General features: G+C 64.9%; 23 protein-coding genes. 19 read left to right on the top strand and 4 right to left on the bottom strand.

The window, feature by feature from the left end; translation table 11 throughout:
* Positions 1-191: 191 nt before the first annotated feature.
* The 9 genes from GKC28_RS09910 (at position 192) to GKC28_RS09875 (ending at position 7265) form a co-directional block, all read left to right on the top strand.
* The gene (locus GKC28_RS09910; RefSeq protein WP_174146742.1) at positions 192-1724 is read left to right on the top strand and encodes an acyl-CoA carboxylase subunit beta; all 1533 of its coding nucleotides are present in this window, start codon (positions 192-194) and stop codon (positions 1722-1724) included.
* Between the two features lie 7 nt (positions 1725-1731).
* Complete coding sequence (locus GKC28_RS09905) at positions 1732-2112, top strand: hypothetical protein (protein ID WP_174146741.1); 381 nt, start codon at positions 1732-1734, stop codon at positions 2110-2112.
* Positions 2109-2537, top strand: coding sequence for a hypothetical protein (locus GKC28_RS09900; RefSeq protein WP_174146740.1), 429 nt, complete (start codon positions 2109-2111; stop codon positions 2535-2537). Before GKC28_RS09905 ends, GKC28_RS09900 begins: the two co-directional genes overlap by 4 nt.
* Entirely contained in the window at positions 2534-3028 is a 495-nt protein-coding gene (locus tag GKC28_RS09895) for a DUF6497 family protein (RefSeq protein ID WP_174146739.1), read from the top strand. The genes GKC28_RS09900 and GKC28_RS09895 overlap by 4 nt, the downstream gene beginning before the upstream one ends.
* Positions 3029-3242: 214 nt before the next feature.
* Positions 3243-3377, top strand: a complete 135-nt coding sequence (locus tag GKC28_RS26710; RefSeq protein ID WP_302480791.1) for a hypothetical protein — start codon at positions 3243-3245, stop codon at positions 3375-3377.
* 69 nt (positions 3378-3446) lie between these two features.
* Positions 3447-3791: a hypothetical protein gene (locus GKC28_RS09890; RefSeq protein ID WP_174146738.1), complete on the top strand. Its 345-nt coding sequence runs from the start codon at positions 3447-3449 to the stop codon at positions 3789-3791.
* Between the two features lie 445 nt (positions 3792-4236).
* The gene (locus tag GKC28_RS09885) at positions 4237-4440 is read left to right on the top strand and encodes a hypothetical protein (protein ID WP_174146737.1); all 204 of its coding nucleotides are present in this window, start codon (positions 4237-4239) and stop codon (positions 4438-4440) included.
* 128 nt (positions 4441-4568) lie between these two features.
* The gene (locus GKC28_RS09880; RefSeq protein ID WP_174146736.1) at positions 4569-6614 is read left to right on the top strand and encodes an acetyl/propionyl/methylcrotonyl-CoA carboxylase subunit alpha; all 2046 of its coding nucleotides are present in this window, start codon (positions 4569-4571) and stop codon (positions 6612-6614) included.
* Positions 6615-6761: 147 nt separating this feature from the next.
* Positions 6762-7265: a hypothetical protein gene (locus GKC28_RS09875; protein WP_174146735.1), complete on the top strand. Its 504-nt coding sequence runs from the start codon at positions 6762-6764 to the stop codon at positions 7263-7265.
* Positions 7266-7284: 19 nt separating this feature from the next.
* Here GKC28_RS09875 and GKC28_RS09870 read toward each other — a convergent pair whose 3' ends face one another.
* Positions 7285-7719 carry a DUF4174 domain-containing protein gene (locus GKC28_RS09870; protein ID WP_174146734.1) on the bottom strand — a complete coding sequence of 145 codons (435 nt, stop codon included), beginning with the start codon at positions 7717-7719 and terminating at the stop codon, positions 7285-7287.
* A gap of 177 nt (positions 7720-7896) precedes the next feature.
* On the opposite strand from GKC28_RS09870, the gene GKC28_RS09865 reads away from it, so the two are divergent.
* The 10 genes from GKC28_RS09865 to GKC28_RS09820 all read left to right on the top strand — a co-directional run bounded on the left by GKC28_RS09865 (position 7897) and on the right by GKC28_RS09820 (position 17333).
* Positions 7897-8829, top strand: coding sequence for a hypothetical protein (locus GKC28_RS09865; protein ID WP_174146733.1), 933 nt, complete (start codon positions 7897-7899; stop codon positions 8827-8829).
* The gene (scpA, locus tag GKC28_RS09860) at positions 8795-10924 is read left to right on the top strand and encodes a methylmalonyl-CoA mutase (protein ID WP_174146732.1); all 2130 of its coding nucleotides are present in this window, start codon (positions 8795-8797) and stop codon (positions 10922-10924) included. The genes GKC28_RS09865 and scpA overlap by 35 nt, the downstream gene beginning before the upstream one ends.
* Positions 10925-11220: 296 nt before the next feature.
* Positions 11221-11709, top strand: a complete 489-nt coding sequence (locus tag GKC28_RS09855) for an MAPEG family protein (RefSeq protein WP_174146731.1) — start codon at positions 11221-11223, stop codon at positions 11707-11709.
* Positions 11710-12564: 855 nt separating this feature from the next.
* Entirely contained in the window at positions 12565-13173 is a 609-nt protein-coding gene (locus GKC28_RS09850; protein WP_174146730.1) for a VOC family protein, read from the top strand.
* Positions 13170-13691 (top strand): GNAT family N-acetyltransferase, encoded by a 522-nt coding sequence (locus tag GKC28_RS09845; RefSeq protein ID WP_174146729.1) that lies wholly within the window; start codon positions 13170-13172, stop codon positions 13689-13691. Before GKC28_RS09850 ends, GKC28_RS09845 begins: the two co-directional genes overlap by 4 nt.
* Positions 13692-13700: 9 nt before the next feature.
* Complete coding sequence (locus GKC28_RS09840; protein ID WP_174146728.1) at positions 13701-14399, top strand: molecular chaperone DjiA; 699 nt, start codon at positions 13701-13703, stop codon at positions 14397-14399.
* Entirely contained in the window at positions 14380-15390 is a 1011-nt protein-coding gene (locus tag GKC28_RS09835) for an endonuclease/exonuclease/phosphatase family protein (protein ID WP_174146727.1), read from the top strand. Before GKC28_RS09840 ends, GKC28_RS09835 begins: the two co-directional genes overlap by 20 nt.
* A gap of 136 nt (positions 15391-15526) precedes the next feature.
* Entirely contained in the window at positions 15527-15721 is a 195-nt protein-coding gene (locus GKC28_RS09830) for a hypothetical protein (protein ID WP_174146726.1), read from the top strand.
* A gap of 8 nt (positions 15722-15729) precedes the next feature.
* Entirely contained in the window at positions 15730-16863 is a 1134-nt protein-coding gene (locus GKC28_RS09825; RefSeq protein WP_174146725.1) for a Hint domain-containing protein, read from the top strand.
* Positions 16864-16952: 89 nt separating this feature from the next.
* The gene (locus GKC28_RS09820) at positions 16953-17333 is read left to right on the top strand and encodes a hypothetical protein (protein WP_174146724.1); all 381 of its coding nucleotides are present in this window, start codon (positions 16953-16955) and stop codon (positions 17331-17333) included.
* Positions 17334-17357: 24 nt separating this feature from the next.
* Here the strand turns inward: GKC28_RS09820 and GKC28_RS09815 are convergent, their stop codons facing one another.
* Genes GKC28_RS09815 through GKC28_RS09805 form a run of 3 tightly spaced genes read right to left on the bottom strand, consistent with a single transcriptional unit; the run spans position 17358 to position 20797 of the window.
* A complete protein-coding gene (locus GKC28_RS09815) occupies positions 17358-18944 on the bottom strand; it encodes a Ppx/GppA family phosphatase (RefSeq protein WP_174146723.1) in 1587 nt (528 codons plus the stop codon).
* Between the two features lie 52 nt (positions 18945-18996).
* Positions 18997-19704 carry a DnaA/Hda family protein gene (locus GKC28_RS09810; RefSeq protein WP_174146722.1) on the bottom strand — a complete coding sequence of 236 codons (708 nt, stop codon included), beginning with the start codon at positions 19702-19704 and terminating at the stop codon, positions 18997-18999.
* Positions 19705-19708: 4 nt separating this feature from the next.
* A complete protein-coding gene (locus GKC28_RS09805) occupies positions 19709-20797 on the bottom strand; it encodes an AI-2E family transporter (RefSeq protein ID WP_174146721.1) in 1089 nt (362 codons plus the stop codon).
* Positions 20798-20856: the final 59 nt, after the last annotated feature.

Raw genomic sequence — 20856 nt, 5'->3', positions numbered from 1 at the left:
GCGCTTCGCTTAGAGGCGAGTGGCGGGAAAGTCACCGGACTTTTTCCCTGCCTTGGGGAATACATGGGGGTTTGCTAATTTTCAACTTTGCTTCCTGCGTATGCAAACGGTTTGCAAATTTGCGATAATGTCCTTTGGCTTTGTCGCGGCGCAATATATGGTCGCGCTGAAACTGACAGGGGACATGTGCCATGAAAGATATCCTTTCCGAGCTGGAAGACCGCCGCCAGGACGCGCGGCTGGGCGGCGGCCAGCGCCGCATCGACGCACAGCACGGCCGCGGCAAGCTGACGGCCCGCGAACGGATCGAACTGCTGCTGGACGAGGGCAGCTTCGAAGAGTTCGACATGTTCATTGCCCACCGCTGCACCGATTTCGGCATGGAAGACAACAAGCCGGCCGGCGACGGCGTGGTCACCGGCTGGGGCACCATCAACGGCCGCCAGGTCTATGTCTTCTCTCAGGACTTCACCGTGCTCGGCGGTTCGGTCTCTGCCACCCATGCCCAGAAGATCTGCAAGATCATGGATATGGCGGTGCAGAACGGCGCGCCGGTGATCGGCATCAACGATTCCGGCGGCGCCCGCATCCAGGAAGGCGTCGACGCGCTGGCCGGCTACGCCGAGATTTTCCAGCGCAACATCATGGCCTCCGGCGTGATCCCGCAGATCTCCGTCATCATGGGTCCCTGCGCCGGCGGCGCGGTCTATTCGCCCGCGATGACCGACTTCATCTTCATGGTCAAGGACACCTCCTATATGTTCGTGACCGGCCCGGACGTGGTGAAAACCGTGACCAACGAGGTGGTGACGGCTGAGGAGTTGGGCGGCGCCTCCACCCACACCCGCAAATCCTCGGTTGCCGACGGCGCCTTTGAAAACGATGTGGAAGCCCTCGCAGAAGTCCGCCGCCTGGTCGACTTCCTGCCGCTCAACAACCGCGAAAAGCCGCCGGTGCGCCCGTTCTTCGACCAGCCCGGCCGGATCGAGGAAAGCCTGGACACCCTGATCCCGGAAAACCCCAACAGCCCCTACGACATGAAGGAGCTGATCACCAAGGTCGCGGATGAGGGTGACTTCTACGAGATCCAGGAGGATTTCGCCAAGAACATCATCACCGGCTTCATCCGCCTCGAAGGCCAGACCGTCGGCGTCGTCGCCAACCAGCCGATGGTGCTGGCAGGCTGCCTCGACATCGACTCCAGCCGCAAGGCCGCCCGCTTCGTGCGCTTCTGCGACTGTTTCGAGATCCCGATCCTGACCTTCGTCGACGTGCCGGGCTTCCTGCCGGGCACCTCCCAGGAATACGGCGGCGTCATCAAGCACGGCGCAAAACTGCTGTTTGCCTATGGCGAAGCCACCGTGCCCAAGGTCACCGTGATCACCCGCAAGGCCTATGGCGGCGCCTATGACGTGATGGCCTCCAAACATCTGCGCGGCGACTTCAACTACGCCTGGCCGACAGCTGAGATCGCGGTGATGGGCGCCAAGGGTGCCACCGAGATCATCCACCGCGCCGACCTTGGCGATGCGGACAAGATCGCGGCCCACACAGCGGACTACGAAGACCGGTTTGCCAACCCCTTCGTGGCGGCTGAACGCGGCTTCATCGACGAGGTGATCATGCCCCAGTCCACCCGCAAACGGGTCAGCCGCGCCTTTGCCTCCCTGCGGGGCAAGCAGCTGAAAAACCCGTGGAAAAAGCACGACAACATTCCGCTGTGAGTTGGTAATGGTAGATCAGAGCGAAATTGAGGCTGTGACTTTCGGTGCAGATCGTGCGCCGCTGGAATATCTTGATTTCTTTGAGATTTCCAGCGGGTCCGATGCACGCGAAGTTATGCTTGCCGTGTTCCGCTCTGATCTTGGCAGCATTCTGAATGCTCGTGAGCCATTTCCGCAGGAAGCGGAGTCGATACGTCAAACCGTCTCTCTCATGGCGCAGCTTGCCGCTACGACTGACGCTGCCCTGCCTGACGATTATTTTGCGGAGCTCGCAGATGGGCCAGAGGCAGACTACCGGACCATTCCGCCAACCCGGCGGGTGGTGTTCGGTCTCGAAAACGAAAACTGGCAAACCGGTGATCTGATCCGAATCGAAGTGTCTGAATGACCCGCACCTCCTGGCATATCACCCGCACGGACAGCGCCTTTACGCTGTCGCGCCGCTTGCCTGCACGTTTCGACGTCGCGGCGGAAACGGTGCTGCCCGCCGCTGATCCCCTGCGGCTGGCGCATCAGATCCGCCAGGACCTTTGGCGGCAGCTGCAGCGCTTGCGCGGCTTCGCCCCGGTGGTGGAAATCACCGCCGCAGGGCAGGGGCTGCGGGTGCGCGCGGGCGGCCAGGTGGCGGGCCGGGTGCCTGCCAATGCCGCGGCGCAAATCACTGAAGTTCTGGAAAATCCGGCCCGCCGCGCCCGCTGGATCCGGCATGCCAGCCGGGGGCAGGGCACCTCGCTGCCCGATTCCCGTGCAGATGCGAAGGATTCGCATAGAATCGCGGCAAAAATTGACATGAAGAGCGAATCAGCGTCATGATCCGCTCCAGCCGATATCAGACAGCGCGCGCCTCTTGCGCAGCGCCTGCAGCTCCGGCCGGAGGAGCCCGGGTGACCGGGGGCCGGGGCTGCGGATATCTGGCCGCAATCCCCTTTGCCCTCATTGCCCTGACCGCTACAGCGGCAGATGCGATTTCCGTACCCTCGGGCCAGCCCGTGACGCTGGCAGAGGTGCTGCTGGACGACGCCCCCGGCCAGCCCGGCCAGACCTGGGCGCGGTTCCGCTTCCTGGCGCCGCAGATCGCCCGTGGAACCGGCACCGTCAGCTATGAATCGGCGGCGCCTGACATGGACCACCTCTGCGGCAGCATCGCGCTGCCCTATCTGGCGGAACACGGTCTGACCGCGGCGCGGGTGGTGATTTCTCTGTCCGACCGGATGGTGCCCTTCGGCGCCCAGGACCCGGAGGCGACCCAGTTTTTCGAGGCCTACCGCCCCGAGGGCGCGGCCTGCATGTGGGAGGCTTTCTGATGTTTCCACAATATCTTGCGGACCAGGGGCCGGACCGGCGGATTCTTGCGGCATTGCAGCCACAGCACAGCCGGTTGCCGCGATTTGCATGTGACTCGGCGGCAAACCCGGCTATCCTCGGCGCGGGCAGCCATCAGGCTGCCTTCGCATTGAGGTCGAGGCATGCGGACGGTGCAGCCGCCGCAGGTTTCACTATTTTTATCAGGAGACAGAAATGTCCAAGAGCATCAAGCTTATCGCCCTGGCCGGCCTGCTGGCCGCCGTCACCGCCTGCGCCCAGCAGGAAGAGGAATTCGTCGTTGTCGAGCCGGTCACCGAAGAGCCGACCTTCACCGGCAAGTACAACTAAACACTACAGGGGTCCGGCCCTGCGGCCGGCCCCCGCCGCCCCGTGGGGTGCCGGACCGGAGGCACCCAAATGCTGAAACACCGCGGGTTCCCGGGCCGTATGCCCGGCACCGATTTCCAATTCACTATCCGCCGCCCCAACCCCAAGGGGGTGACGCCGCTGACCCGGCGCGAGCGCTTCCGCGACCGCAAGAACGTCGACAAGCGGGTCGACCTCATGTTCATGCAGGCGCTGTGGGAGCATTTCGGCGATCAGCCGTTCGAGCGCGGCAACCTTGATGCCGGCCGTCTCAGCTGGCTGTTCGGCCGCGAGGTGATCCCGGCCGAAGATCCCTTTGATCCCGAAAGCTACGAGGCGCTGCTGGTCATCGACGAGGCGGTTGCCCGAGCCTCCTTCCCGGAGGCGTTCGACTGATGGCGCGCGCCCGGACGCATACCGCCGGCACGGCAGCGCGGCTCCTTGCGCGCCGCCAATCCGGGCGTCCGGGGCGCCGCAGGTTCGGCATGAACTTGCACACGGACCTTCCGGTTCAGCAGGATTCTGCCAAATTTCCGGATCTTGAGTTTCAGGGGCTTACAGCCGCCGCCCCCCGGTGCATCGTGGCCCAAGCAGCGCAGCCACGCTGCTGTGCCGAGCATCTGTTCCGGCCCCTTCGCCTGAACGGGCAGGTACGCGCCCCCATCCGCGGCCTGCCCGTCTTTTGTCCCTCTCAGGCATTGGCGGAAGCTTGCCGTATCTGCCCCCCGGTGCGGCAAGCCTCCGCGCATCATCGGCGTCTTGCCGATGCAGCGTTGCGCCGCGCTTGCCAGCCTGCAAATTCCGCAGGGACACTCACGTCCCCGGAAGAAGGAACATGGACATGCGGGCAAAATCTTTCATCGCGGCGCTCTCGCTCTGCGGCCTTGTGGCAGCCTGTGGCGACACCACCGGCGAGCGCATCATCTATGGCGGCGGCGCAGGCGCGCTTGGCGCCGCGGTGCTGGACGCCAACCTGGTCACCGGCGCAGCCGTCGGCGTGGCCGCAAACCTGGTCTATTGCGAGCAAAACCCCCGCAAGTGCTGAGGCGCCTGCCGCCGCTCTGAACAGCCGCCCCCCGCGGGCCGCTTCTGACATCGCGCAAACGCCGCGTCCGGGCTCTCCCCGGGCGCGGCGTTTTGCATTCCGGAATACCAAGGAACAAGGGACTGCCTATGTTTGATAAGATCCTGATCGCCAACCGGGGCGAGATCGCCTGCCGCGTGATCAAAACCGCGCGCAAGATGGGTATCAAGACCGTTGCCATCTACTCCGACGCCGACAAGCAGGCCCTGCATGTGCAAATGGCCGACGAGGCCGTCCACATCGGCCCGCCGCCCGCCAACCAGTCCTATATCGTCATCGACAAGGTGATGGAGGCGATCCGCCAGACCGGCGCCCAGGCGGTGCACCCGGGCTATGGCTTCCTTTCCGAGAACTCCAAGTTCGCCGAGGCGCTCGAGGCCGAAGGCGTTGCCTTCGTCGGCCCCCCGAAAGGCGCGATCGAGGCGATGGGAGACAAGATCACCTCCAAGAAGATCGCCCAGGAGGCCGGTGTGTCCACCGTGCCCGGCTACATGGGGCTGATTGCCGATGCTGACGAGGCGGTGAAGATCTCCAACGAGATCGGCTACCCGGTGATGATCAAGGCCTCCGCCGGCGGCGGCGGCAAGGGCATGCGGATCGCCTGGAACGACGAGGAAGCCCGCGAAGGCTTCCAGTCCTCCAAGAACGAGGCCGCGAATTCCTTCGGCGACGACCGGATCTTCATCGAGAAATTCGTCACCCAGCCGCGCCACATCGAAATCCAGGTCCTGTGCGACAAGCACGGCAACGGCATCTACCTGGGCGAGCGCGAATGCTCGATCCAGCGCCGCAACCAGAAAGTCGTGGAAGAGGCGCCGTCGCCGTTCCTGGACGAGGAAACCCGCAAGGCGATGGGCGAGCAGGCCGTGGCGCTGGCTAAGGCGGTGGGCTACTCCTCTGCCGGCACCGTGGAATTCATCGTCGATGGCGACAAGAACTTCTATTTCCTGGAAATGAACACCCGCCTGCAGGTGGAGCACCCGGTCACTGAGCTGATCACCGGCGTCGACCTGGTCGAGCAGATGATCCGCGTCGCCGACGGTGCCGAGCTGCCGATGCGCCAGGAAGATGTGAAACTCACCGGCTGGGCGATCGAAAACCGTCTTTATGCCGAAGATCCCTACCGCGGCTTCCTGCCCTCCATCGGCCGCCTGACCCGCTACCGCCCGCCGGCGGAAACTGCCGCAGGCCCGATGCTGGTGAATGGCAAGTGGCAGGGCGATGCCCCCGCCGGCGAGACCGCGGTGCGCAACGACACCGGCGTCTATGAAGGCGGCGAGATCTCGATGTACTACGACCCGATGATCGCCAAGCTCTGCACCTGGGCGCCGACCCGTGAGGACGCCATCGGCGCCATGCGCACAGCTCTCGACAGCTTCGAGGTAGAGGGCATCGGCCACAACCTGCCGTTCCTCAGCGCGGTGATGGACCATCCGATCTTTATCGACGGTTCCATGACCACCGCCTTCATCGAAGAACAGTATCCCGACGGCTTCGAGGGCGTTGAACTGCACAGCGACGACCTGCGCAAGATCGCTGCCGCCTGCGCCGCGATGCACCGGGTTGCTGAAATCCGCCGCACCCGCGTGTCCGGCCGGATGGACAACCACGAGCGCAAGGTCGGCACCGACTGGGTAGTCAGCCTGCAGGGCCAGTCCTTCAACGTGGTGATCGACGCCGACCGTGACGGCGCCACCGTCAATTTCGAGGGCGGCGGCAGCTACCGCGTGACCTCTGACTGGACCCCGGGCGACCAGCTGGCCACCTTGCAGGTGAACGGCGAAACCCTGGTTCTGAAAACCGGCAAGGTGACCCAGGGCTTCCGCATCCGCTCCCGCGGCGCCGACCTGGCCGTCAAGGTGCGCACCCCGCGCCAGGCCGAACTGGCCCAGCTGATGCCGGAGAAGGTCGCGCCCGATACCTCAAAGATGCTGCTGTGCCCGATGCCCGGCCTGATTGTGAAGGTCGACGTCGAAGTGGGGCAGGAGGTCCAGGAGGGCCAGGCACTCTGCACTGTCGAAGCCATGAAGATGGAAAACATCCTGCGCGCCGAGCGTAAGGGCGTGGTGTCCAAGATCAACGCATCCGCTGGCGACAGTCTGGCGGTTGATGATGTGATCATGGAATTCGAATAATGCACCTTGGGGCAGGCACATATGCACGCGGGCAGGCGGGTTTTCCCGCCCCCGCAGGCGTGCCTGCCCCGCAAAATCCGGTGCCTTGCACCAAATGTTCAGTTTTTTCTGCGACGCTGCGGGCGTTTGACCACGCCAAGGTGCCGCATGACCCGTCTCCTGATCTGCCTATCGACCGCCCTGGCGCTGCTCTCGGCCTGCGCGCTGGACAAGGAAGAGGCGCTGCGCGCCCAGCTGTCGGCCTGGGTGGAGCTGGGGGAGACGTTCTTCTTTCAAAGCTCGATGAGCTGCACCGCCGCCGTGTTCCACACCGCGGAAAACCCGCGCATCACCTCGCTGGTGGACCGCGCCCGCTCGCTCAACACCGGCATGAAGATGCTGGAGGCCGGCAAGCCGGTGATGTTTGCGGTCTCGGGCAAATCCCCCAACGCGGTGACAGAGGACATCATGTCCCGCGACCTGCCGCAGGGGCTTGGGGTGCTGAATTCCGGTCTGGCGGGGGTCAGCTGCATGACCGACCTGGTCAAATCCGTCTATTACCAGGCGATCCGCAATCCCGCGTCCAATCTGGTCTTTGTGCCGGAAACCGGCGCGATGGTGGTGCTGGACAAACAGGCGATGGCGCTGATCTACGTCCGCGGCAACGGCTGACTGGAGCCGCCCGGCAGGCTCACCCGCCGCGCCGCTCTTCCACTTCGCGCAGGCGTTCCGGGAACTTGTCGATGGTGCGGGACAGCTCGCGGACCGTCCAGGGATGCGGTTTCCTCAGCTTGACGCCGCCGTCCTTGCCCACCAGCACCAGCATGAAGCCGCGCGGCCGCAGCTTCCTGCGCAACGCCGACTTGGCGGCCGGATCGGTATCGGTCAGCACCACCACATCGCGCGTCTTCAGCGCCTCGATCCCCTCCATCAGCCGCTCCATCTGCTCATGGAACCGCGGGTCTTCGGGACTGTCGGCAAACACCACCACCGGGCGGTGCGTCCACTGGAATTCCTCCAGTTCCACATCATACCCGGGCTGGATCAAATCGGGCGCACTGCCGTCCGCCGCCGCAGCCGCCAGCGGCAGGATCCCTGCCAAAACAACGCTTAGGATTGCTCTCATGATCTCTCCTGTTGTGTTGAATATATGTGCGCTGCGGGCAAATGCGACTGTGAATTCCGCAGCTTGGCCAAAAAACATCATTGTTAACGGGATAATGAGGGGTTGCAGGCGATGATGGTGCCATTCCCCTTGACCGGGCTGCGGCCTGCGGCCCTCCATCAGAGGTCCCGTAACGCCATGAAAGTCATCCTGCATACCGGCGCGCACCGCTGCGCCACCACATCCTTCCAGGAATACATGCGCCAGAACGTGCACGGCCTGAACCGGCAGGGCATCGGCTTCTGGGGCCCGTACCGCACCCGCAAGGGGCTGTTCCATGGCATTCAGCCAGGCCCGGCGCAGGTGACGGGCCGCGACCTGGTGCAGCGGGCGCAGGGGCGGCTGCAGATCCGCATGGCTGGCTGCCGCGAACGCGGCATCACCCAGCTGCTGGTGAGCGAGGAAAACATGATCGGCGCGGTGCGCCAGAACCTGCGGCTCGGCGACCTTTACGGCGGTGTCGGCGAACGCATGGCGCGCTATGCGCAGGCCTTTGGCGGTGCGGTGAGTGATGTGGCGCTCTCGATCCGCAGCCTCGACAGCTACTGGACCTCCGGCCTGGCCTTTGCGGTGGCGCGCGGGCACAAGATGCCCACCGCTTCCAGCCTCGACCGGCTGGCCTATTCGGCGCGCAGCTGGCGCGGCGTTATCACCGATATTGCCGCCGCCATGCCAGACGTGAACCTGCATGTGCTGCCGTTTGAAACCTTCGGCACCCGGCCCGAGGCCGCGCTGACAGCCCTCACCGGCATCAAGGCGCCGCGCGCCCACGCGCGGGTGCGCCTCAACGCCTCGTTGTGCCTGCAGGACCTGCGCGCCAGCCTGCCGCCCGCAGCGGCAGCTGAACTGCCCGAAGGGTCCGGCCGCTGGCGCCCCTTCAATGACGCGCAAACCGCTGCCCTGCGCGAGGCTTACGCCGACGACATGATGTGGCTTGCGGGCGGGGCGGACGGCCTCGCGGCGCTGGCACAGGACCCGGATAAACAGGCGGCGGGCACGAACCCGCTCCATACCCGACTGACAAGAGGAAGACCTGATGACAAACAAAGACGAATGGCGGGCTCTGGCTGAGAAAGAGCTGCGCGGACGGGCGGTCGACGACCTCAACTGGCAGACGCTGGAAGGCATCGAGGTCAAGCCGCTCTATACAGAGGAAGACACCAAGGATCTGCCCCACATGGGCACGCTCCCCGGTTTCGGCCCCTTCACCCGCGGGGTGAAGGCCACCATGTACGCAGGCCGCCCCTGGACCATCCGCCAGTATGCGGGCTTCTCCACTGCGGAGGAATCCAACGCCTTCTACCGGCGCAACCTGGCTGCGGGCCAGCAGGGCGTCTCGGTCGCCTTCGACCTCGCCACCCACCGCGGTTATGACAGCGACCACCCGCGCGTGGTCGGCGATGTCGGCAAGGCAGGCGTCGCGATCGACTCTGTCGAGGACATGAAAATCCTGTTCGACGGCATCCCGCTCGACAAGGTCTCGGTCTCGATGACCATGAACGGCGCGGTGATCCCGGTCTTGGCCTCCTTCATCGTCGCAGGCGAAGAACAGGGCCACGACAAGTCCCTGCTGGCGGGCACCATCCAGAACGACATCCTCAAGGAGTTCATGGTCCGCAACACCTACATCTATCCGCCGAAACCCTCGATGCGGATCATCTCGGATATCATCGAGTACACCTCCAACGAGATGCCCAAGTTCAACTCCATCTCGATCTCCGGCTACCACATGCAGGAGGCCGGCGCGAACCTGGTGCAGGAGCTGGCCTATACCATCGCCGACGGCCGCGAATACGTGCGCGCCGCCTTGGACGCGGGCATGGACGTGGACAAATTCGCAGGCCGCCTGAGCTTCTTCTTTGCGATCGGCATGAATTTCTTCATGGAAATCGCCAAGCTGCGCGCCGCCCGCACCCTGTGGCACCGGGTGATGACCGAATTCGGCGCCAAGTCCGAACGCTCCAAGATGCTGCGCACCCACTGCCAGACCTCGGGCGTCAGCCTGCAAGAGCAGGATCCCTACAACAACGTGATCCGCACGGCGTATGAGGCGATGAGCGCGGTTCTGGGCGGCACCCAGTCGCTGCACACCAACGCGCTGGACGAAGCCATCGCGCTGCCCACCGATTTCTCCGCCCGCATCGCCCGCAACACCCAGCTGGTGCTGCAGGAGGAAACCGGCGTCACCAATGTGGTCGATCCGCTGGCCGGCTCCTATTACATCGAAAGCCTCACCGCCGAACTGGTGGAGAAGGCCTGGGCGCTGATGGAAGAGGTCGAGGAGATGGGCGGCATGACCAAGGCCGTCGAGAGCGGCATGCCCAAGCTGCGCATCGAGGAATCGGCGGCCCGACGCCAGGCGATGATCGACCGCGGCGACGAGGTTGTGGTTGGCGTCAACAAGTACCGCAAGGACAAGGAAGACCCGATCGACATCCTGGACGTCGACAACCACGCGGTGCGTGACGCCCAGATCGCCCGCCTGCAAAAGATGCGCGACACCCGCGACGAGGCCGCCTGTCAGGCTGCCCTCGATGAACTGACCCGCCGCGCCGCATCAGGCGAGGGCAACCTTCTGGAAGCCGCAGTCGAAGCCGCCCGCGCGCGGGCCTCAGTCGGAGAGATCTCCATGGCAATGGAAAAGGAATTCGGCCGCCACCGCGCGGAAGTCAAAACCCTGGCCGGCGTCTATGGCGCCGCGTATGAGGGCGACGAGGGCTTTGCCGCGATCCAGAAGTCGATCGAGGACTTCGCCGAGGAAGAAGGCCGCCGCCCGCGCCTTCTGGTGGTGAAGATGGGCCAGGACGGCCACGACCGCGGCGCCAAGGTGATCGCCACCGCCTTTGCCGACATCGGCTTTGACGTCGACGTGGGCCCGCTGTTCCAGACCCCGGAAGAAGCCGCTCAGGACGCCATCGACAACGATGTGCACGTGATCGGCATCTCGTCCCAGGCCGCGGGCCACAAGACGCTGGCGCCGCAGCTGGTCGAGGCGCTGAAGGCGGAAGGCGCAGGCGACATCATCGTGATCTGCGGCGGCGTCATTCCGCAGCAGGACTACGAGTTCCTCTACTCCAAAGGCGTCAAGGCGATCTTCGGCCCCGGCACCAACATCCCGGAAGCGGCCCAGGACATCCTGCGCCTGATCCGCGAAGCGCGCGCCTGACACGAAAACCGCATCTGCGGGGCATGGGAGGTCCTCCCGCACCCGCAGGTGCCCGCCCTCCGGGCCGCCCCCTTGGCGGCTTTGGGTCCGGCAGCCCGCCCCGACCGGGGCGGGCTGCCTGCATCGCGCGGAGGCGCGATGCCGCGCCCAACCGGCGCGGATGGGCCTTTGGCTCAGTCAAGCGCCGGGCGGGAGCGGCTGTCTGTCAAAAAGCGTGATGCCGCAAGCCGCAGCTTTCCGCCGGGTCTGATACGCCATGCCTTGGCAAACCGTAGCGGCGGTGGTTGAGTGGCGCCATGCAGCGCTCCAAACGTCCTCAGATCCTCACCGGCATGGCCATCGGCGCCCTCTGGGGCGTGCTGGTTGTTGGCCTGCCGCAATGGCTGGGCCTGCCCTATATCCCGGCCCCCATCGCCTTGCCCGGTGCTTTCCTTGCACCGGGGCTGGTGCTGGCGCTGATCATCGGCCGTCTGGCCCAGCGGCGATTTTTTGACGACGCGATCATCGACGGAGAACCCCTTGCTCCCGGCTCCCCGGCAGAAATCGACCAGCGGGTGCTGACCAATACCACCGAGCAGCTGGTGCTGGCGCTGGCCATCTGGCCCTTCGTGGCCGTCACCCTGGGCGGCGCTGTGGCAATCGCTCTCGGCCTCTCCTTTGCGCTGATGCGTGTGCTGTTCTGGGCCGGCTATCACCTGTCACCGCCCTTGCGCGGGCTGGGCTTTGCCGGGACGTTTTACCCGACGGTGATTGCCGGGGTCTGGGCTCTGGCGGTTTGGGTTTAAGCCGAACACTGCCATGACATTCTCTACGGCTAGACCAAGGTTACTTCACGAAACTCATAAGTTCCCGGCGTCACAACTTCGATGGCTGCGCGAAAAACGTCGTCACAAAACCATTCAGAAGTCATGGAGTCGCGCAAAAGATGGTGCCCGGAAAAGCGATTTTCCGGACAAATATTTCTTCAGCTAGGCACGGTGGCAGAAATCTAATGTTGCCAAATCTTGGATTTTTGACGGGCCTTGTTTTTGTGAGCCTAGTGTCCAAAAGCTCTGCGGCATTGAATACATTTGCAACGAAGTAAGGCTCGGGCACGTCTTTCTTATCGTGCAAGGACCAGAAATTTCGAATTGGAATGATCTCGCAATTGCCTTCTGCAAAATTCTGAAACACCTCACAAACGCCTTGGTGAGCAAAGGGAGCACCGGAGAAGTGAGCGTTCTTGAGGCTCATAAACGTATCGGGCAAGTTGTCATTGCGAGCGAAACTCAAAGCCCAATGCGCATTGATCTCATTCCTAATCTACGTGGGTAGCTGGCCCAAGAAAGCCCTGTCAGCGTCGGTGCAATACCAGCGATTCAAACCTATATCCGACCCAGGCTGGCGACGCTCCTTGGTTTCCGACCAGTCCACTCCGGCTGAAACCGCATCCAAACTGGTGCTCAAATGGTAGACTGTCATTAGAATTTTCTCTCAAAAGAAACGGGGTGCTAACGCCGGTAAACAGCAGTAATGCAGGCTTACCCTAATCCTAGCGTCTGCCCAATTAGAAGTTTCCTCCATTCCCTCTGACAGAAACTCCCGCCTTGCACCCTGCAGCTGTCAGGCTAGTCTCAGCCCGCAAAAGGGGGAGGGCGGATATGATACTCGATCACCTGGCAGTGGCAGGCGCAACGCTGGAAGAGGCCGTCGCGCATACCGAAGACGCGCTCGGCATCGCCCTCGGCCCCGGCGGCGCCCACGCGCGCTATGGCACCCGTAACCGGCTGACCGGGCTGGAGGACGGGCTCTATCTGGAGGCCATTGCCATCGACCCGGAGGCCATCCCGCAGGAGCAGCCGCGCTGGTTCAATCTCGACCGCTTCGAAGGCCCGGCAAGGCTCAGCAACTGGATCCTGCGCAGCGAGGACCTGGAAGCGGAGAAACCCCTGCTGCCGCCCCATGCGCAGCGGCATGTGCAGATGCAGCGCGGTGACTTGCGCTGGCTGATGACGGTGCCTGCGGACGGGCTGCTGCCCTATGACAACCTGTTCCCGGCGGTCCTGCAGTGGCAGGCAGAGCCTCCCGCAGGCAAACTGCCGCAGTCCGGCTGCCGCCTGACCCGGCTGGTCCTCAGCCACCCGGAGGCCTCTGATTTACAGACCGCGCTGGACCGCATCCTCAAGGACCCGCGCCTCAAAGTAGAGCAGGGCGCGCCGGCAATGATGGCGGAGTTTGACACGCCGCACGGGCCGAGGGTGCTCAGATGATCATCCGACCCGCAACCGAGGCTGATGCCGAAGCCGTCTGCGCCATTGCCAACTGGGTGATCCGCGACACGCTGGCGACCTTCAACACGATCGAGAAAACACCGGAACAGGTGCGCCGGCAGATCGCCGCCAGCAATGGCAGCTACCTAGTGGCGGAGCAGGAGGGGGAGATCCTGGGCCATGCCTATTTCTTTCCGTTCCGCTCCGGTCCGGGCTACCGCTTTACCGCCGAACACACCATTCACCTGCTGCCCGCCGCGCAGGGCAAGGGCGCGGGCCGCCGGCTGATGCTGGTACTGGAGGAGAAGGCAAGGGAGACTGGCCTGCATGTTTTGATCGCCAGCGTCAGCAGCGCCAACCCCTCCGCCATCGCCTTTCACGCCGCCCTCGGCTATGTCGAGACCGCCCGGATGCCGGAGCTCGGCTGCAAGCAGGGGCGCTGGCTGGACACTGTTTTCATGCAGAAAATCCTGACACCGGGGATTCCCGCCCCTGACAGTGCCGCCAAACCCGGATAGGCTGAGCCCATGTCACTTTGGACCCGCATATCCGACGCGCTGGCCGCGCTTGCCGCAGGCGAAAGCCTGACCGACGTCTTTGACAAGCTGCGGGCGCCGCCCGAACGCACTGTCGCCTTTGCCATTGCCGTCATCGCCCTTGGCGCCAAGATGGCCAAGGCCGACGGCCAGGTCACCCGGGATGAGGTCACCGCCTTCCGCGAGGTGTTCCAGATCGCCCAGGATGACGAGGCCGGCGCCGCCCGCGTCTTCAACATGGCGCGCACCGATGTGGCGGGATACCAGGATTACGCCCGCCGCATCCAGCGGATGTTTGCAAACGACCCCACCACGCTGTGCGACCTGATGGAGGGGCTCTTCCACATCGCCATGGCCGACGGCTTTTACCACCCCGGCGAAAACGAGTTCCTGGAGGAAGTGAGCCGCATCTTCGGCCAGACGCCGCAGCAGTTCCAGGCGCTGCGGGCGCGGTTTGTGCCGGATGCGCCCAAGGACCCCTATACGGTGCTGGGCGTCAGCCCGGAGATGAGCAAGGAAGAGATCCGCAAGCACTGGCGCAAGCTGGTGCGCGACACCCACCCGGATGCGATGATCGCCCGCGGCGTGCCGGAGGAAGCAGTGCGGCTGGCGGAGAAGCGGATGATCGACATCAACCGCGCTTGGGATGAAATCAGCGGATGCGGCGGCAATGCGGCTGGCCACCTATAATATCGAGTGGTTCGCCTATCTGTTCGACAAGGACGACAGGCTGATGCTGGACGAAAAGCCGTCAGGCGTTCACGGTGTCGACCGCTATACCCAGGGCCGCGCCATCGCCCATGTGCTGCGCCGCATCGACGCCGATGCGGTGATGGTGATCGAAGCGCCCAACACCGGCCGCACCCAGCGCACCACCCGCGCGCTGGAAGCCTTCGCTGCCGAAGCCGGGCTGCGCGCGCGCGAGGCGGTCAGCGGCTTCCCGAACGACACCCATCAGGAAATTGCGCTGCTCTATGACCCGGATGTGCTGGACGCCCGCCATGATGCCCGCTCCAGCGCTGCCGCCCCGCGTTTTGACGGAGTGTTCGAGATCGACCTCGACGTGGATGAGCGGCTGGATCAGGTGGAATTCTCAAAACCGCCGCTGGAGCTGGCGGTGACCACCAAGGGCGGCCCGGACAACGGGGGGATGGAGCTGCGGATGATCGGCGCGCATCTGAAATCCAAGGCGCCGCACGGGGCCAAGACGCCGGAGGCGGTCACGGCCATGGCCATCGCCAACCGCCGCAAACAGCTGGCGCAGGCGATCTGGCTGCACCGCCGGGTCGAGGAGCACGTGGCCGCAGGCGAGCATGTGATGGTGCTGGGCGACCTCAACGACGGCCCCGGCCTGGACCAGTATGAGCAGCTGTTCGGCCAGTCCTCGGTCGAGATCGTGATGGGCGATCTGCTGCACGACCCCCACGCTGAATGCCTCTTGCAGCCGCGCCCCGCGATACCGCCCAGCACCTCGCGGTTCTACAACGCAGAGACCAAGCGCTTCACCCGGGCGCTCCTCGACTATGTGATGATCTCGCAAAGCCTGATGGCCCTGCGCCCCCAGTGGCGCATCTGGCACCCGTTCGAGGACGGCGAATGCTACGCCGACCCAGAGATGCGCCAGGCGCTGCTGGATGCCTCGGATCATTTCCCGGTGACGCTGGATCTGGAGCTGACTTGATCCCGTCTGAAGCTGTTTTCATTAAATTTTAGGCATTTGGAGGCAAGCTCACCCTTGCGGGGACCCGTCGCGCCCTCCAACTTTGGTTTCGGTGGGCGGCGTTCGCGGGGTAATCCGCAATCGCAGGTGCTGATGTATGAGCGGCCAAGACAGAAACAAAGCCTTTGCGGCGGAGCTGGAAGCCCGGTTCGGTGCGGAGCTTGACAGCCGCGAACGCGAGGCCGCGGCGCAGGCACTGGGCCGTGATGCGGCCCGCTGTCGTCTGCGTCCGGGCGGGCTGCGGGCACTGTTTAAAGCGCTCGACGCCAAAGATCCGCCCGGCCGGAACTGAGCGCTGTCATGGCAGAATATACGGCAGAAGCCTTCAAATGGTCGGGCACCGGCTACAACGCACAGTACAACACCTCCCACACTGCGGTGTTCAAGGACAATGACGCCGCCTATGACGGCAGCGGCGACAATGGCGAACGCATCAGCATCGACGGCGGCTCCTTCGGGAAAACGTCCGGCAGCCCCTATGCCATCGACATCTCCTTCACCGGCACCAGCGGAGCATCGCATACCGAAACCTTCTACTTTTTCAACACCGGCGGAGAATGGTATTTCTTGCCGGGGCCGGGGTCCGCCTTTACCACCGGCGCAACGCTGGGCAGTTATCAAAGCCACAGCACCGGCTGGAACTATGCGGATGTCGTTTGTTTCGCCCGCGGCACGCTTATCAGCACTGCTGAAGGCCCCTGTCCGGTCGAAAATCTGCGTCCGGGGCAGGCGGTTGTGACCGCGGACGGCGGCCGCGCCGTGCTGCGGATGGTCACCTCCCGTGCCGCCAGCGCGGAGCGGATCCGCCGCAACCCGAAGCTGCGCCCGGTGCTGATCCGCGCCGGCGCCTTGGGGGCCGGCCTGCCGCTGCGCGATCTGCGGGTATCGCGCCAGCACCGGCTGATGGTCTGCTCCCGCATTGCTGAGCGCATGTTCGGCCAGGCGCAGGTGCTTGCGGCCGCTCACCAGCTCACTGCGCTGCCTGGCATCCGTTTGGATGATGCCGCCGCAGCGGTGGAATATTTCCACCTGATCTTCGACCGGCATGAGGTGGTGCTGGCCGAAGGCGCCCCGGCCGAAAGCCTGCTGATGGGGCCTGAGGCGCTGAAAACTCTGCCGCCCGCGGAACATGCCCGGCTCAAGCGGCTGTTTCCGACGCTGGACGGCGCCGCCCCGCCGCCGGAGCCTGCGCGCCACGTGCCCGCGGGCAAGCAGCAGCGGAGCCTGATCGCCCGCCACAAGAAGAACAGCCAGCCGCTGCTGCAAACCTATGCCCCGCAGCAATGCGGCACCTGGGACAAGGCGCCGCCTGTCCCGGAGCCATGCCGCGCCCCCCGCCGCCGCGATCCGCTGATCCTGTCCGGCCCGCTGACCGCGCCGGGCACGGCTGTCAAGCCATCCCCCGCCGCCGCGGCACCCAGCGCCCGAACCTGAAAATTCCGGGCACCGTATCAGGCGCTGCCCGGCCCGGTTGTTAACAGGCCCCCTTGTTCCGGCGTAGCCGACCTCCCTATATTAGCCCCATGAAACACCTCATCCTGCCTGCCGCCCTTATTGCCCTGATGTCCGCGCCGCTTTCCGCTCAGGAGGCGGAAGAGGAGGGCACCGGCCCGTCGCTGGTGGAGCGCGGAGCGGAGCTGTTCTGGGAGGGCCTGCGCCAGGAAATGGCGCCGGCGCTCGAAGACCTGCAGGGCATGATGGAGGAGATCGGACCCTCGATGGGGGCTTTCCTGGCCGAAATGGGGCCGGCGCTGGCGGATATCGCTGAACAGGTGGAAGACTGGAGCGCCTATGAGCTGCCGGAAATCCTGCCCAACGGCGACATCATCATCCGCAAGAAGCCCAAGGACAACGCGCCTGCCAAGGAAGACAAGGATGAGGACGAGGGCGTCACCGAAATCTGACGCCGGTGCGGTCTCCTGGGCCCGTTATTCCGGCACCTGCTCCGATTCAGGCTCCGGCGCGGGTTTGCTGAACTTCAGGTCAACTTCCGCATCCAGCGCCTTGGCCAGCGACTTCAGCCGCGATTCCGCCACCTCGCCATAGAGCGGCCTTGCCGCATCCGGCAGTGTCACATGCAGCACCCGTTTGCGCGGCTGCCATTGCAATTCGCCGATCTCGCCGTTGCTGGTCACCATCAGCATGGCGCCGAACCGCATCGCCTTGCCCAGCACTTCGGCCTCATGCTGGCCCTTTTCGTCCAGCAGATCATAGAGATGCTCGAAGGAGCTGCCGTGCCGCTTGTTGCTGTAGCGGTGCAGCAGCGCCAGGCCCAGGAACACCCGCTCGGAATGCTTGAGCCCGCCCAAGTTGGCGCGGGTGGCATTGTCGAAACAGACCTCGGCCCGGTAGTCGGGATGCGCCCGCCAGCTGACATCGTGCAGCAGGCAGGCGGCCTTGACCAGCCGCCGCTTGCTATGCTTGGCGCCGCTGAAGATCGGGCTCACGAAGTCATAGAGCGTCTTACCGAAGCCGGGCACGCGGGCGTCCTTCATCTCCGCAAAGCGGGAGGCCTCGACCAGCGGGTCGCGGGCGCGCAGCCGCTGCGGCATCTGCTCATAAAGCAGGCCTTCGCGGATGCCATAGCTGGAGACCGCGATATCCTTGGGCTTGAAGGTGTGGATGAGCCGGGTCAGCACGTCGATCGCATAAGGCACCAGCGCCATCCGGCTGGAGGAGATGCCGCAGGCCTCGCGCAATTTGTTCAGGTCGCGTTTTTCGATGTATTTCGCGGTTTCGCGCACGTCGCTGGCGCTCATCCGGTATTCGTGCAGCACCTTCAGCGGATAGCCGCGCCGGTGCATGTCGATGCGGGCAATCGCCCGCCAGCTGCCGCCGACCAGGAACAGCCGGTCGCGCTGCGCGCCCATCTCGCCGCGCAGCTGTTCCATCACCGCGCGGATGTAGTCCCTGCGGCCCTTGCGCCCGCCCTTGATGTCGCGCAGCTTCAGCGGCCCCAGCGGCGAGGTCACCCGGCGGCCGACAGTGTTTTCCTGGATCTCCGCAAGCTCCATCGAGGAGCCGCCGATGTCGCAGACCAGCCCGTAGGCGCCGGGCCAGCCCAGCAGCACGCCCTGCGCCGAAAGCCGCGCCTCTTCGCGGCCGTCGATGACGTGGATCTTCAATCCAGTCTCGCGCAGCACCTCGTCGCAGAACTCCGGCCCGTCCTCCGCCTCGCGCACCGCGGCGGTGGCGATCACCGTCAGAGGCGGCAGTCCCATGCCCCTGGCCAGATGCTGGAACCGGTTCAGCGCCGACAGGGCGCGGGCGCGGCCCTCCGGGTTCAGGCGGCCCGATTCCGACAGGCCGGCCCCCAGCGCACACATGATCTTTTCGTTGTAGAAATAGGCCGGGCTGCGGGCGGCGCCGTCAAACACCACCAGGCGGACCGAGTTGGAGCCGACATCGACCACCCCCACCCGCGACAGCGCCCGGGCCTTGGGGTCATCAAAGATCGGACGCCCGAAGGGCCCCCAATCGGTGGCAGCGGCGGCGGGGTCCTGGGACAGGTTCATGAGGGCTCCGTCTTGCGATCCGCGGTCAGGATGGTGCATGGGCGGGCAGGGGTCAACCGCTTGCGGATGCGTCATTTTCCGCTGCCTCTTCGCGCACTTCCGTCAGCACCCGCACCGCCAGGGGCCGGGTCAGGCTGCGTTTTTCCGCCAGCGACAGCTGGTCCAGCCGCCGCACGATCTGCGCCGCGGCGGCAAAGGAGCGGTCCATATGCGCCACCAGATAGGGAATCACATCCGGCTTCGGCGTGATCTGGCGGTCGTTGAACAGCTTGGCCAGCACCACCGCCAGCAGCTGGTCATCGGGCGGCTGCAGTTCGGCGTGGGTGGCGGCCTGCACCCGGCTTTGCAGGTCGGGCAGCGTCAGCCCCCAAAGGTTCGGCGCGCCGCGGCCGGTCATCACCAGCGAATGGCCGTTGGCCAGCACCAGATTGTGCAGGTGGAACAGGGCGTTTTGCTGGCCGGTGTCGTCGGCGATCTGCGGCACGTCCTCGACCACCACCGGGCCTTGCGCCAGCTCCGGCACCAACTGTTCGCTCAGGCTGGCGGCGGGGATGATGCGGGCGCCGGTCTGGCTGGCCCAGACATGGGCCAGATGGGTCTTGCCTGCGCCCTTGGGGCCGGTCAGCACCAGCTTGCCGCTGGGCCAGGCGAACTGCGGGTCGAGCAGGGCGACGGCCATCGCATTGGAGGGCGCGACAAAGAAGTCCTCCCGCCCCAGCGCCGGTTTCGCCGGGAGATCAAAGCTCAGCTGCTGTGCCATGGGATCACTCCGCGCCCGCGTCCCGCTTTTCAGCACTGGGATGGCTCTGGCCCTGGTACAGGCGGCTGTCCAGATACTGCTCGGTCACGAAGCGGGCAATCACCCCAAGCGCCGCCGCCACAGGCACCGCCACCAGCATGCCGACAAAGCCGAACAGGGCGCCGAAAACCGACAGCGCCAGCAGCAGCCAGACCGGATGCAAGCCGACCGAGCCGCCCACCAGCTTGGGTGTCAGGACGTTGCCCTCTGCGACCTGACCGATGGCAAAAATGGCGGCCACCAGCCCGATCGACACCCAGTCGCCCCAGAACTGAAACAGCGCCAGGCCGATCGCCAGTGCGCCGCCGATCAAGGCGCCGAGGTAGGGGATGAAGGTGACAAGGCCTGCGATGAAGCCAACCGCGAGGCCGAAGTTCAGCCCCACCAGCATCAGCGCCACCGCGTAATAGGTGCCCAGGATCAGGCAGACAGTGCCCATGCCGCGGATAAACGATGCCAGCACCGCGTCGATCTCGCCGGCCAGGCGGCGGATTACCGGCTGGTGGTCGCGCGGCAGCAATTCGTCGATGCGGGCGACCATCCGGTCCCAGTCCAGCAGCAGGTAGACGGCCACCACCGGCGCGATGACCAGCAGCACCACGATGTTCAGGAAAGAGGCCGCGCCGCCCAGCACCGATTGCAGCACCTCCATCGCGCGGGATTGCAGCGTCTGCGTGAAGGAGGTCACCGCCTGGTGAATGCGGCTGTTCTCCTCGAACACCGTCGGGAAATGCTCGATGGCAAAGGCGCGGGCATCGCGCAGCAGCTGCGGCAGCACCTGCGCCAGGTCGATCATCTGCGCAATCAGCGTCGGCACCACAATCAGCAGCAGCAGCAGGAAGATCAGCAGGGTGCCGACGGTGATCGTGGCGGTGGCGCCGGTGCGGCTCATGCCCCAGGCCTCCAGCCGGTCGGCAACCGGATCGATCATATAGGCGATGGCGGCGCCCAGCACGAAGGGCATCAGCACATTGCCAAGCGCCCACATCACCACCGCAAAGACAAGGGCGGCGATGCCCCAGTACTTCAACTGCTGTTTTGCCGGTAAGGCCATGGTCCGCGTGCCGCCCTTGGTCCGTTTGCATCAGGTTCCTGGCGCCAGTCTTTCCTGAT

It is taken from the genome of Leisingera sp. ANG59, assembly GCF_013317235.1.
In the GTDB taxonomy this organism is placed as follows: Bacteria; Pseudomonadota; Alphaproteobacteria; order Rhodobacterales; family Rhodobacteraceae; genus Leisingera.
This window is presented reverse-complemented; position numbering and strand designations above follow the sequence as displayed.